Source organism: Thermosynechococcus sp. TG215, from assembly GCF_031583455.1.
Lineage (GTDB): Bacteria > Cyanobacteriota > Cyanobacteriia > Thermosynechococcales > Thermosynechococcaceae > Thermosynechococcus.
The window spans coordinates 1,179,788-1,193,286 of the sequence record NZ_CP134178.1; the positions used below are offsets into that span (position 1 = coordinate 1,179,788).

15 protein-coding genes are annotated in these 13,499 nt (G+C 54.2%); 6 read left to right on the forward strand and 9 right to left on the reverse strand.

Annotation, left to right across the window (positions count from 1 at the left end):
* Positions 1 to 110 precede the first annotated feature (110 nt).
* From plsX to scpB, 3 genes are read left to right on the forward strand one after another with little or no spacing between them, the layout of a single operon-like run.
* Complete coding sequence (plsX, locus tag RHJ02_RS05530) at positions 111 to 1,136, forward strand: phosphate acyltransferase PlsX (protein ID WP_149817628.1); 1,026 nt, start codon at positions 111 to 113, stop codon at positions 1,134 to 1,136.
* Positions 1,136 to 2,125, forward strand: a complete 990-nt coding sequence (locus tag RHJ02_RS05535; RefSeq protein ID WP_206201424.1) for a beta-ketoacyl-ACP synthase III — start codon at positions 1,136 to 1,138, stop codon at positions 2,123 to 2,125. The genes plsX and RHJ02_RS05535 overlap by 1 nt, the downstream gene beginning before the upstream one ends.
* Positions 2,126 to 2,127: 2 nt before the next feature.
* Positions 2,128 to 2,637: an SMC-Scp complex subunit ScpB gene (gene scpB, locus RHJ02_RS05540; RefSeq protein WP_206201425.1), complete on the forward strand. Its 510-nt coding sequence runs from the start codon at positions 2,128 to 2,130 to the stop codon at positions 2,635 to 2,637.
* Here scpB and RHJ02_RS05545 read toward each other — a convergent pair.
* Both RHJ02_RS05545 and RHJ02_RS05550 read right to left on the reverse strand, forming a co-directional pair.
* Positions 2,609 to 3,487, reverse strand: a complete 879-nt coding sequence (locus tag RHJ02_RS05545) for an FHA domain-containing protein (RefSeq protein ID WP_225901666.1) — start codon at positions 3,485 to 3,487, stop codon at positions 2,609 to 2,611. The genes scpB and RHJ02_RS05545 overlap by 29 nt on opposite strands.
* A 51-nt stretch (positions 3,488 to 3,538) precedes the next feature.
* Positions 3,539 to 3,718: a hypothetical protein gene (locus tag RHJ02_RS05550; RefSeq protein WP_255521510.1), complete on the reverse strand. Its 180-nt coding sequence runs from the start codon at positions 3,716 to 3,718 to the stop codon at positions 3,539 to 3,541.
* 365 nt (positions 3,719 to 4,083) lie between these two features.
* Here RHJ02_RS05550 and RHJ02_RS05555 point away from each other — a divergent pair, with 365 nt between their 5' ends.
* From RHJ02_RS05555 to cysE, 3 genes are all read left to right on the forward strand, one after another.
* Positions 4,084 to 4,638 carry a late competence development ComFB family protein gene (locus RHJ02_RS05555; RefSeq protein WP_206201625.1) on the forward strand — a complete coding sequence of 185 codons (555 nt, stop codon included), beginning with the start codon at positions 4,084 to 4,086 and terminating at the stop codon, positions 4,636 to 4,638.
* Positions 4,635 to 6,245, forward strand: a complete 1,611-nt coding sequence (gene cimA / locus RHJ02_RS05560; RefSeq protein ID WP_206201427.1) for a citramalate synthase — start codon at positions 4,635 to 4,637, stop codon at positions 6,243 to 6,245. Before RHJ02_RS05555 ends, cimA begins: the two co-directional genes overlap by 4 nt.
* Before the next feature lie 75 nt (positions 6,246 to 6,320).
* Positions 6,321 to 7,061 carry a serine O-acetyltransferase gene (cysE, locus tag RHJ02_RS05565; protein ID WP_149817618.1) on the forward strand — a complete coding sequence of 247 codons (741 nt, stop codon included), beginning with the start codon at positions 6,321 to 6,323 and terminating at the stop codon, positions 7,059 to 7,061.
* Here cysE and RHJ02_RS05570 read toward each other — a convergent pair.
* From RHJ02_RS05570 to RHJ02_RS05600, 7 genes are all read right to left on the reverse strand, one after another.
* Positions 7,058 to 7,576 carry a DUF721 domain-containing protein gene (locus tag RHJ02_RS05570; protein ID WP_302679064.1) on the reverse strand — a complete coding sequence of 173 codons (519 nt, stop codon included), beginning with the start codon at positions 7,574 to 7,576 and terminating at the stop codon, positions 7,058 to 7,060. The two genes, cysE and RHJ02_RS05570, sit on opposite strands and share 4 nt — an antisense overlap.
* Positions 7,577 to 7,592: 16 nt before the next feature.
* Positions 7,593 to 8,480: a PRC-barrel domain-containing protein gene (locus tag RHJ02_RS05575; RefSeq protein WP_225901667.1), complete on the reverse strand. Its 888-nt coding sequence runs from the start codon at positions 8,478 to 8,480 to the stop codon at positions 7,593 to 7,595.
* Between the two features lie 148 nt (positions 8,481 to 8,628).
* Positions 8,629 to 9,099 (reverse strand): allophycocyanin, encoded by a 471-nt coding sequence (locus RHJ02_RS05580; protein ID WP_302676525.1) that lies wholly within the window; start codon positions 9,097 to 9,099, stop codon positions 8,629 to 8,631.
* A 21-nt stretch (positions 9,100 to 9,120) separates the two neighbouring features.
* Complete coding sequence (locus RHJ02_RS05585; RefSeq protein WP_302676524.1) at positions 9,121 to 9,594, reverse strand: allophycocyanin; 474 nt, start codon at positions 9,592 to 9,594, stop codon at positions 9,121 to 9,123.
* Positions 9,595 to 9,639: 45 nt separating this feature from the next.
* Entirely contained in the window at positions 9,640 to 10,371 is a 732-nt protein-coding gene (locus tag RHJ02_RS05590; RefSeq protein ID WP_399378953.1) for a V4R domain-containing protein, read from the reverse strand.
* 112 nt (positions 10,372 to 10,483) lie between these two features.
* Positions 10,484 to 12,556, reverse strand: a complete 2,073-nt coding sequence (ligA, locus tag RHJ02_RS05595) for an NAD-dependent DNA ligase LigA (protein ID WP_206201432.1) — start codon at positions 12,554 to 12,556, stop codon at positions 10,484 to 10,486.
* Positions 12,557 to 12,574: 18 nt separating this feature from the next.
* The gene (locus tag RHJ02_RS05600) at positions 12,575 to 13,495 is read right to left on the reverse strand and encodes an NAD(+) kinase (RefSeq protein ID WP_206201433.1); all 921 of its coding nucleotides are present in this window, start codon (positions 13,493 to 13,495) and stop codon (positions 12,575 to 12,577) included.
* Positions 13,496 to 13,499 lie beyond the last annotated feature (4 nt).

Consider the following 13,499-nt stretch of genomic DNA (forward strand, 5'->3'; position numbering starts at 1 on the left):
ATCCAAGGCTGTCCTACACTGATTCCGACGGTGTTGGCTGTTGGCCATTCTTAGGAAAAGGGCTGTCATCTGCTAAAATTCTGAAGGATTTTCTCGTAAGAGTTCAGCCAATGACTCGTGCACGGATTGCTGTGGATGCCATGGGGGGTGACTATGCTCCCGATGAGATTGTTGCCGGTGCCCTCAGAGCCAGTGAAGAATTAGACGCCGATATCCTCCTTGTGGGTGATCCGGTGCCCATTCAGCGCTACCTCAATGAACATGCCCCCACAGCCAAGCCCCAAATTGTCGAAGCGAGTGATGTTGTGGAAATGGGGGAAGAACCCCTGACCGCCCTGAAAAAGAAACCCAAGGCCTCAATTAACGTGGCGATGGATCTGGTCAAAGCGGGTGCGGCTGATGCGGTTGTTTCCGCTGGTCACTCAGGGGCAGCGATGGCTGCGGCGCTATTGCGCTTGGGTCGACTCCCTGGCATTGATCGCCCCGCCATTGGTGCCGTCTTACCCACCCTCATCCCCGGCAAATCCGTTCTTGTCCTCGATGTCGGTGCCAATGTGGACTGCCGCCCGAAATACCTTGAGCAATTTGCGGTCATGGGTTCGATCTACAGCCAGTACGTCTTGGATGTCGAAGATCCCAAGGTGGGCTTGCTTAATATTGGCGAAGAGGACTGCAAAGGCAATGATCTGGCCCTAAAGGCACATCAACTGCTGCGGCAAAATCGCCAAATCTCCTTTTTGGGCAATGCCGAAGGCCGCGATGTCCTGTCGGGACAATTTGATGTCGTGGTCTGTGATGGCTTTGTTGGCAATGTTCTGCTTAAATTTGCTGAATCCTTGGGTAGTGTCCTCGTCCAAATTCTCCGCGAAGAGCTACCTCGGGGCTGGCGCGGGCAACTGGGTACGGCGCTGCTGCGTCCCAATCTCCGCAAAATTAAACAGCGCATTGATCATGCCGAACATGGCGGTGGCCTCCTCTTGGGCGTGGATGGCATCTGCATCATTAGCCATGGCAGTTCCCAAGCACCTTCGATTTTTAATGCCATTCGCTTGGCCAAAGAAGCGGTGGATCATCGCGTTTCAGAGCGGATTCAAGCTTGTTACCAGCATGCCGTTGCCGTTGAGGATCAGGCTTAGTGGCTGTGCAGGGCGTTAAATTTAGCGGCGTGGGCGCGGCAATCCCCCGTCAATGCTTGACCAATGCCCACCTCAGTGCCCTTGTGGATACGTCTGATGAGTGGATTCAATCCCGTACCGGCATTCAAGAACGGCACGTGGCAGCTCCTGACCAGCGCCTTGTGGATTTGGCCAGCGAAGCGGCAGGCGCAGCCCTACAGATGGCCGGCCTAGAACCCACAGCAGTCGATTTAATCATCTTGGCTACCTCTACGCCCGATGATCTCTTTGGCACCGCCTGCTTGGTGCAAACTCGCATTGGTGCGCTAAATGCCGTGGCTTTTGACTTAACGGCTGCCTGTTCTGGCTTCCTTTTTGCCTTGGTTACGGCGGCTCAGTATTTGCGCACCGGTGCCTACCGCAGTGCCTTGGTCATTGGTGGTGATATTCTGTCGCGCTGGGTGGATTGGGGCGATCGCCGCACCTGCATTCTCTTTGGCGATGGCGCCGGCGCAATGGTGTTGCAAGCGAGTGACGTGGATCAGCTTTTGAGCTTTGAGCTGCGCAGTGATGGCCGTCTCAATGAGCACCTCACCCTTGCCTTTGCCGGAACCCCTCAATCTCTAGGGGAGCAGCTGGCGATCGCCCAAGGGGGCTTTGCCCCCATTGCCATGAATGGCCGTGAAGTTTATCGCTTTGCCGTCACCCAAGTTCCCGAAGTGATTGAAAAAGCTCTCCACCGCGCTGCCTGTACGGCTGAGGACATTGATTGGCTGGTGCTGCATCAGGCAAACCAACGCATTCTTGACGCTGTGGCTGAGCGTTTGGGCATTCCTCAGGAAAAGGTGATTAGCAATGTGGGGCAGTGTGGCAATACCTCAGCCGCCTCAATTCCCCTTGCCCTGACGGCTCCGATTCAACAGGGGCATATTCAACCCGGAGACTTAATTGCCACCGCTGGCTTTGGTGCGGGGTTAACTTGGGGAGCTGCCCTGTTCCGCTGGCAATAGCTATGCAAAGGGACACTGACCTGCGTACATTAACGATGCGGGTGGAGGCCATTCTCTACCTGAAGGCGCAGCCCCTCACCCTTTCTGAACTAGCAACCCTCGCCGCCACTGCTCCTGAGGCCGTTGAACTGGCACTGATTGAGCTACTCAACGACTATGCCCATCGCCAAACGGCCCTTGAAATTGTCCAAATTGACGATAGATACAGCCTGCAACTCAAGCCCGCCTTTCAAGAATTGGTTCAGTCCCTTGTCCCCGTTGAATTGGGGGTTGCGGCACAGCGCACATTAGCCCTGATTGCTTTTCGTGGCCCCATGCGCCAAGCAGAGGTGATTGAACTGCGGGGATCCAGTGCCTACCAACACATTCAAGAACTCCTCACCCTTGGGTTTATTCAGCGGCGGCGGGATAGCCAAAGTCGCTCCTACATCCTCCAAGTCACTGAGCGCTTTCACCAGTATTTTCAGGTGGATCAACTGCCAACTATTCAGGGGGAAAGGGCGGACGATTGACATACTCACTGAGCAACTGGGAGGGCAAATCATCATTGGTCGCCAATTGCAGATTCAAGAGAGCCACTGCGAGCTTGTCTTGCTCTAGTTTGTTGCGTCCCAAGGCCTTGAGAATGCGCCGTAATTGAGCCGCAATTTCTGCCCCAAACATGGTGAGATTTTCATCGGGCAGTGCGGGCAGCCAATCAATTGCCCCATGTTCTACTGCCCATTGTCGCTGCATGGGGGAAATGTGGTTGTCGTAGCGGTCAATAATGAAACTGCGCAGCTTGGGATAGGTTGCCTTGATCCAATTCAAAAGGTTACCAATATCCGGGGTTTCCAGTTGCGAATCAAGGAGCAACAGGTCAGGGTTGCGCTGCATCACGGTCACAAAATCACTAATAATGCGGCGGCTATTGATTTGCCCCGATTCAACGATAACTTCTAACCCCTGACTACGCAGCAATTCTTGCCAAATTTGTACTTGAATGCCGGGGGGTTGAATGATGAGAATGGTGGGTTGAAGGGCAAGAGGAGCATCCGGCGGGGTGGTGGAGACAGCCTCATCGGTACGAAATTCAAGGGTTGTTTTGCCGATAATAAAGCGATCGCCCGTTTTGAGGAGCGTCGGCACCTGAATCATTTGACCATTCAGCACACAGCCATTGCGACTCCCCAAATCAATGAGATAATAATCATCATTATCCAGACGCTGAATCATGGCATGGCGACGGGAAGACCAGCGATCCGCCAAAACAATTGTGCAGTCTTTACCTCGACCAATCACCCATGAATTGCCTTGGGTAAGAGGGACGATATAGGTGCTGGCCTCTGTGGAGATGACCAATTGTGGATACTGTGGTAACAAGGTGATCCCTCTTCCAACTCCCTGTAGGAATAAATTTGGTCTCTCAGTCCTTTATTCAAAATGATAATCGGGACATTGAATGGCGGCTTCAGTAGCTGCCCAATCGGGATGTAGGGAACACTTGAGGCGGTAGTCTCCTGAAAAGAAACGACAGCGCGAACAGGGAATTTGATGCAGACGGCGGGCGATCGCCAGCCCTTCTTGGGTGAATTGCCACACATTCCACACCATGATTGCCAGCAGCAGCCAAGCAACACAAAAACAAATTGGTACTAGTAATGGCTCTACGGTATGTAAAAAAGATGACAACCAAACAACCATAGGCTGCAACAGAAGAAGAAATGAGAATGATGTGGGCGACTGCTAGCCTTTAATTATTTCCTACGACAATTTTACCACTTGGCTATACAGGTATGAAGATTTCGTAGGATTTGGCAGTTCTTTGCAACAGTTCTCATCGTTATCTTAGCGTTACCGCCTTTTTCTAAAATATGGACTACCTACAGTGCAAAATTGCCCCTGCCCTTGGCAGTTCCTCGGCATATACTAAATTTGAGTGGGGGAGTGCCCCTACAGCAATTACAGCGGAAACACGTATGGGGATTCAAGAGATTGTTGAACAAGCACTGCGCAATGGTTATCTCACACCAACGCAGGAGGCAGAAGTCGGACGCATTTGCGACAAAGCCACCGAACTCTCCGTGGAAGACTATATGGCGTTGGATCGCCTTATGGGTGCTCTCTTGACGGGGCAAGTGGTGGCGGTTCCCCGCAAGCAATTTATCAACGTCATGGAAGAATTGGTGCTCACCGAGGCAATTACCCGCATTGCCGCCATTGAAGCGGAGCAAGAATGCGCCCTTGATTTGGGAGATATTGCCGCCTACGCCCTCAACCGCCTTCCCCCGCTCTACGCCACAACCGAAGAGGGCGCACAGTATCAACGCCAGCGGGCTGAAGAGGAACTCATGGATCTGATTCGCGCCCAAGTCCAAGAGGCCATTAACCGCAGCATGGCACGGCCACAATTTCATCCGGAGCGATCGGCCATCGGCAAAACCTCCGGCAAAGAGGTCTTTTCCCAAGTCAGTTCTTTGCTGCAAGCCTACGCCAATGACTATGAGCGTCCCAAGGGAGAGTCAGCACAGTGAAAATTTGGCTGTACGATACCACCCTGCGTGATGGTGCCCAGCGGGAAGGTCTTTCCCTCTCCCTCGAAGATAAACTGCGGATTGCTCGTCAACTGGATCGCCTAGGGATTCCTTTTATTGAGGGGGGCTGGCCGGGCGCCAATCCCAAGGACGTACAGTTTTTTTGGCAGTTGCAGGAAACGCCCCTCCAACAGGCAGAAATCGTTGCTTTTTGTGCTACTCGTCGCCCCGGCCGCAAGGCCGCAGAAGAGCCAATGTTTGAGCCGATTCTAGCGGCCGGTACCCGTTGGGTGACACTCTTTGGCAAATCTTGGGATCTGCATGTCACCGACGGCCTCAAGACCACCTTGGCCGAAAACTGCGCCATGATTGCCGATTCCATTCAGTTCCTGAAATCCCATGGGCGACGGGTGATCTACGATGCCGAACATTGGTTTGACGGTTACTTTGCCAACCCCGACTATGCGCTACAAACCCTTGAAACCGCTTTAGCGGCGGGTGCCGATTGGTTAGTTCTCTGCGATACCAATGGCGGTTGTCTGCCCCATCAAATTCAGGCAGTGGTCGCCGAGGTGGTGGCGCATTTTGGTGCCTTGGACTGCTTGGGCATTCACACCCACAACGATGCTGGCACAGCCGTAGCCAATGCCCTTGCGGCGGTTCAAGCGGGGGTGCGAATGGTGCAGGGAACGATCAATGGCTATGGCGAACGCTGCGGCAATGCCAATCTGTGCACCCTGATTCCCAATCTGCAATTGAAACTGGGCTATGACTGTGTCACCCCAGAGCAGTTGGCAACCCTCACAGAAGTGAGCCGCCACGTGAGTGAAATTGTCAACCTTGCCCCCGATGATCACGCGCCCTACGTGGGGCTGTCGGCCTTTGCCCATAAGGGGGGAATTCACGTCAGTGCCGTGCAGCGCAACCCCCGTACCTACGAGCATATTGAGCCGCATTGGGTGGGCAATCAACGGCGCATTATTATTTCTGAGCAGGCGGGCATCAGCAATATTTTGGCGAAAACCAGTGAACTTGGCTTTGAGTTGGATCGGCAGCATCCCCTGAGTCGGACAATTTTGGAGCGGATTAAGCATCTCGAAAGCGAAGGCTATCAATTTGAAGCGGCGGAAGCGAGTTTTGAACTCCTGATTCAGGAGGTTCTAGGGCAACGCCAGCGACCCTTTACCCTCAAGGGCTTTGATGTCTTTTGCCGCACCGATTCACGTCAACTGGAGGCCACGATTCGCAGCCAGTCTCTGGCCACGGTCAAAGTTGAAGTCAATGGGGAGGAGATGCTCACGGCGGCAGAGGGCAATGGTCCTGTCTCGGCATTGGATCAGGCGCTGCGCAAGGCCTTGATGTCCTTCTATCCAGAGATTGCCGAGTTTCACCTCACGGACTACAAGGTGCGGATTTTAGATGGCCATGCCGGCACGGCAGCCAAAACACGGGTGCTGGTGGAATCCAGTAATGGGCGCGATCGCTGGGCAACAGTGGGTGTCTCTGCCAATATCATTGAAGCCTCCTACCAAGCGGTTGCCGAAGCCCTCGAATATGGCCTACAGCGCACTCGGCGATCCCAACCGTCCCCTTTGGTGGCCTCCTGAAGCCTCTTAGACCTTGGCAAAATCCGCTAAGATCAAAACTGCTGTTTAGGTTGCATCACTGCCAAGGAGCCGCGTGTGCTCAGCACCCTCAAAGCAGATTTCCAAATTATCTTTGAGCGGGATCCCGCTGCCCGCAATTGGTTAGAGGTTGTTTTTTGTTATCCCGGACTTCAGGCCATTGTTCTCCATCGGTTGAGCCACTGGCTTTGGCGGCGGGGTATTCCCTTTATCCCCCGCTTTATTTCTCACATTGCTCGCCTGCTGACGGGGATTGAAATTCACCCCGGCGCCACGATTGGCAAGGGCGTTTTCATTGATCACGGCATGGGGGTCGTCATTGGCGAGACTGCGATTGTGGGCAATTACTGTTTGATTTATCAGGGAGTGACCCTCGGCGGTACCGGTAAAGAAACGGGAAAGCGGCACCCTACCCTCGGTGAAAATGTGGTTGTCGGTGCTGGGGCAAAGGTGTTGGGCAACCTCACGATTGGGGACAATGTGCGCATTGGCGCGGGGTCTGTGGTGCTGCGGGATGTGCCCTCGGATTGTACCGTGGTGGGGATTCCCGGGCGAATTGTCTATCGTGCAGGTGCCAAAATTGCCCCCTTGGAACACGGTCAACTGCCAGACTCTGAGGCCGAAGCAATTCGCTATCTCTTGGATCGCATTGAACTCCTAGAGAAACAGGTGCAAACACTGCAACAGCAGGAAAAGGTGCCTGCTCTGGCGCAAGGACATTTGCAAGCCTCCCAAGGTCAAGCCTGCCGCCTCAGCGATCGCCCCATTGAGGAGTTTCTCAACGGCTCTGGCATCTAGGCTGGCCGCATATAACACAGGCCACAGAGTCCCCAGCGCTGCAATTCTTTGATGGGTGTAGGGCACTGACAGCGGGGGCAGAGGGGATAGTCTCGCGATCGCTGACGCACTTGGGCTTGCCATCGTTGAAAAGCCTCTTGGGGAGTGGCGGCAGGTGTCACATTGGGAAGATGCCCGACTTTCGGTAAGGCCTCATGGCTAGCGATCGCCGAGCGTTGGGGGTGCCAGTCCCGATTGGAAAAGCGAATATCGCTGAGGACAATGCCAAGGGTCTGCTGAATTTTGACCATGAGGGGCGATCGCGAGAACATCAGATGGTGCGCCCAAGTACTACTGGCAACGGCCACATGCAAAACCCCTTGACTGGTGAGTTCCACAGGAACAGCGTGCTCAGCGACGACCGCCCCCACGAGCTGCGGCCACTGCTCCAAGAGACGCAAGAACCGCTGCGGCTGCTGCCATTCAGGAGCCTGCTGCCATTGCTGAAGTACCGTGGCCAGTGGGACATAGGCCATCGTGGACTATTCCCGACTATTCGTGATCGTATTCCTCTTGCTTCTGCCGCTGCTCAAGGCGAATCGGTTGTTGCTCTTCCCAAGGATCGGCAGTGGGTTCCGATTCCGGCAGTTCTACGGGCATGGCTTGAGCTGGAGGTTTAACTTGACGCGAGCGGGGACGCTCTTCATACTCATACTCCTCCTCATACTCCACATACTCGGGCTGGCGACGCCGACGCCGGGGAGCGGTTTCCCAATCGGCTTCGTAATCACTGCGGCTGCGTTGGGGGGGATAGACGGGCGATCGCGCTCCGGAGGGCAATTGATTACTGCTCGGCGTAACGGGCTGATAGTACTCGTCCTCGTCGCTTTCCCAAGGGGGTGCCCCCAAGCCGACCCGTTCTAAGAGACCCACTGTTAATTGCCGCAGGCGGGTTTCTGCCCCTTCAAAGACAATAATGCGATCAGGGCCGGTGCTGACAATTTCCTCAATGGGCAACTCGTAGGTGCTAATCAGTTGCGCCGGAATCCAAGGCAAGCCAATGGAAGCTAAAATCAAATCCGTAATGTCGCCCGTTTCAGGATCAAACTTAAAGCCCCGTACCTTACCCAGCACTTCGCCGGTTTCGGTGACAATCTCACTATCAATCAGTGTGCTGTAGTTGTAGGTATTGAGAGCTTCGGTGACATCATCATCGTGCTCAACGAGAATGACATCGCCAATTTGGCGAATACTGTCGAGAAGAATGTAGCGTTGCTCCCCTGTAAAGAGGGTATTGCGTACCCCCAAGGCCACCACTTGCCGCTGGTCAATATCGACCCAAACTTGATTAATGACGCCTAACTTCCGACCAGTATCACGGGTAATTATCTGTGTACCGATCAAATCTGCCCGTTGCAGCAATTGCGCCGATATGGTCATGCCTTTGTGTATCCCAATGAATCTTAGTAATACTATAGCGGCGAATACCAATGGTACGCCAAAGGCGATCGCAGGAGTGATAAATTGCCCCGTGCAATCGGTGCTTCTAGGCTAGCGCATTTTTGCCACACTGCTGAGTGGGGTGAGTCTATTCCCCTAGGATGGACTGGGTCAGTGCCATCACAGGCTGCATTAACGGTGTTTCCTCACCCGAGAGCACTTGATTGACCACTTGGGGCAGGACTTGGTACGTTACTTGTGCCACCTTCTCATCCTTGAAGGCCTTAATGATCGTGCGGTACCACAGCAAGAAGCCATCCCGCAGGGCATCCAAATCGGCAAATAACATCGCCGCTGCCGCTAGGCGTAGTACATGCTTGCGATCGCGCCGACACACGGCGGAATAGTCGTGATTGCCCTTACGGAAAATATGGGGACTTTTGGCGCGCAGTTGCTGCTCCACCTGATCTAGGATTTTCTCTTCAGCATCGCGGATTTTTTCGTAGGCACGAATGCGCTGCTCCGCTGCTGCTAGATAATTTCTGAGAAATTCCAGTTCCTTGGCACTGGCATAGCGGCCATCGGCCTCAAGGCTGAGTTTTTCTAGTTGACGCAGCATCAGTCCCACCCCACAACAACTCTATTCTGACAAAATTGAACTGCCGAGGGCAAGGACAGGCTGCATCACCCGTTGTTCTTCGGGCGTGAGCAGTTGCTTTATCATATTCGGCAGGTACTTGCCATAGGTGGAGGAGGCAGTTGCTTCGTAGTTAAAGGATTTGACAATGGTGCGGTACCAAAGTAAGAAATTATCCCGCAGCAAGTCCAACTCCGCAAAAAGCATGGCCGAGGCACACAGACGAATGGTATCCACTAAATCACGACGGCAAATTTCTGAGCGATCGCCATTGATGAAATGGAAGCAGCGGGGATTTTCTGCCTTTTGCATGGATTGAATTTTATCCGCCATCATTTCCGCCTCAGTGCGGATTTTTTCGTAGGCACTGATGCGACTCTCCACCGAGGCCAAGTACTCCCGCAGAAAATCTAATTCCTCGGCCCGGGCATAGCGACCATCGGCAACAACAGTTAAGTGATTCAACTGACGGAACATAGGGCAACCCTCGCTAGAAAATAAATGAACACACTCGCTTGTGGCTTATCGTTTCACCAACTCCCCTTGGCGCAGGCGTTTTTCAATATCCCGTGCCGTAGCCCCTTCGTTTTGCCAGAAGGCAGCAGCATCAATGCGATCCTGTTTACCAACGAGAAACTTACAGTAGGTTTCCCCCATGGCATAGCACTGCAACTCGATACAACTCAGGGGCTTTTGAATCAATCCCGTAAAGAAGCCCGCAAACAGACCAGCATAGATGTAGCAGACGGGCTTACCCACATCCCCAAGGGTGCGCGCCACCACGGAGTCAAAGATATTGATGAACATAAAACCATTCTTTTGCTCCGTGAGATCCACTTCCCAGTTGCCCCAGCCTAGGGTTGTCAAAGGCCACCACCAAGCCTCGAGAATAAATGTCAAGGCGGCCTTGCGTAGTTCGCGCTGGTACTCCTGCTCAAAGTGTTGCTTAAAGACAACCGCATCGCGTTTGCCCCACTCTTCGCCAATTTTGTACATGACGAGGGCAGAGGCAGGGCCAACTTCCTCTTCGAGACCTTCCACTAGGCCAATGACAAAGTCTTCTGTCGCTAGAGCGATCCGCTGATCATACCAGTCGGTAATGCTGCCCCGTTGGCGATCAAATTGCAGATAGTCCCGCAAGCTATAGTGATTGGTGCGCATCGGATGAGTTTGGTGTAACTGATGCTGATAGTCCTGAGCACGGGTCATAGCATTGGCACTCCCAGCAGGTCGAGACGGCGTGACAGAAACCATAGATCAGCGAATTGCCCCCTATTGTGCTTGAACGTTAGGTACTGAGCAGCCACACTTTTTAGGCTAAAAGATTTTTCAGGGTCGTGGCTCCGCACTCCCACTGATTTTTTGTCTAACGACACATTTCTATAAGTTCTGTTTCATTGATGCAGGGGATGCCCAATTCTTGAGCGCGTCGCAGTTTACTCCCCGCTTTTTCGCCCACCACTAGATAATCCGTTTGCCGACTGACACTCTCACTCACTTGACCGCCATATTGCTGGATCAGCGTTTTGGCTGCTTCACGGGTGAGGCTGGGCAGGGTGCCTGTAATCACAAAACGTTTGCCCGCAAGGGATTGTCCAGTCGTTGGTGCAGTGGCGATCGCCGCCGCCAGTTGTAGCCCCAAGGCTTTGAGATCAGCAATGAGGGTTTGGTGCGCTGGGTCTTGGAACCACTCGTGAACCGCTTGGGCAATTTCCTGACCAATGCCATAGACCCCACACAGATCGGCGACGGTAGCAGCGGCCAGCTCCTCAACAGACTTGAATTGATCGGCAAGCACTTGGGCATTGACACTCCCCACATGGCGGATGCCTAGGCCATAGAGCACCCGTGGCCACGGTTGTTCTTTCGAGTCGGCGATCGCCTGCAACAATTTAGCAGCGGACTTTTGACCCATGCGCTCGAGGCGCAACAGTTGTGCTGCCGTCAGGCGATAGAGATCCGCCGGAGTGTGCACCAACTCCTTGGCCACCAATTGCTGTACTAGCTTTTCCCCTAACCCTTGAATATCCAAGGCATCCCGACTTGCCCAGTGGAGGATTTGGCCGCGCACGATCGCCGGACACCGCGGATTGACACAGCGACTCACCGCTTCGTTGGCAGGGCGCACCACCGGCTGATGACATTCAGGACACACGGTGGGCATCGTAAAGGGTTGAGCCGTTGGCGATCGCAATTCGGGAAAGACCCGCACAATCTCTGGAATGATTTCGCCGGCTTTGTGGATCACCACCTTATCGCCAATGTGCAAATCCAATTCGGCAATGTAGTCTGCATTGTGCAGCGTTGCCCGTGATACCGTGGTACCCGCTAATTGCACTGGCACCAGTTCAGCGACTGGGGTGAGCGCACCCGTGCGTCCCACTTGAATGGTAATGGCCACCACATCAGTAATGGCCTGCTCTGGTTCGTACTTCCAAGCAACACAGCCGCGGGGAAACTTTTGCGTAAACCCAAGGGTCTGTTGCAGCGTTAAATCATTGAGCTTGACCACAATGCCATCGGTCAGATAAGGCAGTTGGTGGCGGGCGGTTTGCCAGTGGTCGTAGTAGGCTTTCACCGCCTCTAGGTCAGGGCAGTCGGCATTGTGGGGATTGACCCGAAAGCCAAGGCGTTGCAGCGCATTGAGCACTTGCCGCTGCGATTGGGGTTCCCCTGCTTGGTTCTCATCCCAAGGAACGCTACCCCCTTCAGGTAAATGCAGCGCATAGGCAAAGAAGTCCAGTTGGCGTTGGGCAACAATGCGCGGATCCAGTTGACGGAGAGTACCGGCGGCGGCATTACGGGGATTAGCAAAGGGAGCTTCTCCTTGGGCTTGGCGTTCTTGGTTGAGTTGATGGAATCGCGCCAAAGGCAAAAAAGCTTCCCCACGAACTTCAACGATTGGTGGTGGGTTCTCGATAGCTAGCCGCAGGGGAATGGTGCGAATCGTGCGCACATTGCTGGTAATATCCTCACCGCGTTGGCCATCGCCCCGAGTTGCCCCCCGCACCAATAACCCGTTTTCATAGGTCAAAGCAAGGGCCACGCCATCCATTTTGAGTTCGCAGACATATTCCGTCGGGGGAATTGGCTCCTCTCGCCGTAGGCTACGCCAATAGCGCTGCCAGCGTTCCTGCCACGCCACCATATCGGCAAAGGTAAAGGCATTTTCGAGGCTATAGAGGGGAATGCGATGGCTGACACTCTCAAATTGACTGACGGGAGCTTCGCCGACCCGCTGGGTAGGGCTGTCGGGGGTGATGTACTCAGGATGAGCCGCTTCGAGTTCCTGCAGTTCGCGATAGAGCTGGTCATAGACTTCATCTTCCATGATCGGCTGATCGAGGGCATAGTAGGCGTAGCTCGCCCGCTGGAGCAGGTGCCGCAGTTGTTGAATCCGTTCGGCTGCTGTCGTCATCGGGGGTTCCTTCGAGACCATTTGCCCCAGGGATTTGGACTATTCTTGACTATTCTTGGGGCGTGGTTTGGCCACATGGGGCAGTCCCCAGCCCAGTTTTTGCCGCAGCACATGGAAGAATTCTGGCGCACGCAGGCGAATGAAGCGGGCACGGTAGGGGGCACGTTGTACAAAAACTTGATCCTCCGGCTGAATGTAGCAGCCCGCATTGCCATCCACCACCAGAATGAGATGCTTGAAGGGGTTCGCCGGATAGATCCACACTGGTTCGCTGTTGGCAAAGACAAGGGCACGGGAGGCTAAAGAGTGGGGACAAATGGGCACCAATTGTAAAGCCGCCACACCGGGGGTAATCACAGGGCCACCCGCCGAGAGGGCATAGGCCGTAGAACCGGTGGGGGTGGAGAGAATCAAGCCATCAGCAGCAATATCCACGCGGGCATGGGCACCCACATCCACTTCAAAGTGGCACATTCCTGTCAGGGGTTCTTTGTGGATCACCATTTCATTGAGGGAGAGGGCTTCCCAAATAACGGTTTGATCGCGGAGAACTTGAACCGTGAGCATCGTGCGATCTTCAATCGTGTAGTCGCCGCGCAGCACTTGATCAAGGGCAGGTTCTAAATCGGCGACATAGCCCTCGGTGAGAAAGCCCAAGTGGCCGGTGTTGATGGTGAGCAGCGGAATCTCACAGGGAGCCAACTGGCGAAAGGCAGAAAGCACAGTGCCATCGCCGCCAAGAACAACCGCAAAGGCCATGGAAGCATCAAAGCCGGGGGGCACCAGTTGATCAATGGGGGTATGGCAGACGGGACTATCGGGACGGGAATAGCCAAGAATGCCACCAATCCCCGTGGCCATGTGCACTTCCCAGCCCTGAAGCTCTAAGATTTGACGGACATGGGTAGCCAATTCGACCGCAAGGGGTTTGCCTTCGTTGTAGATGATCCCCGCCTTCACAGCA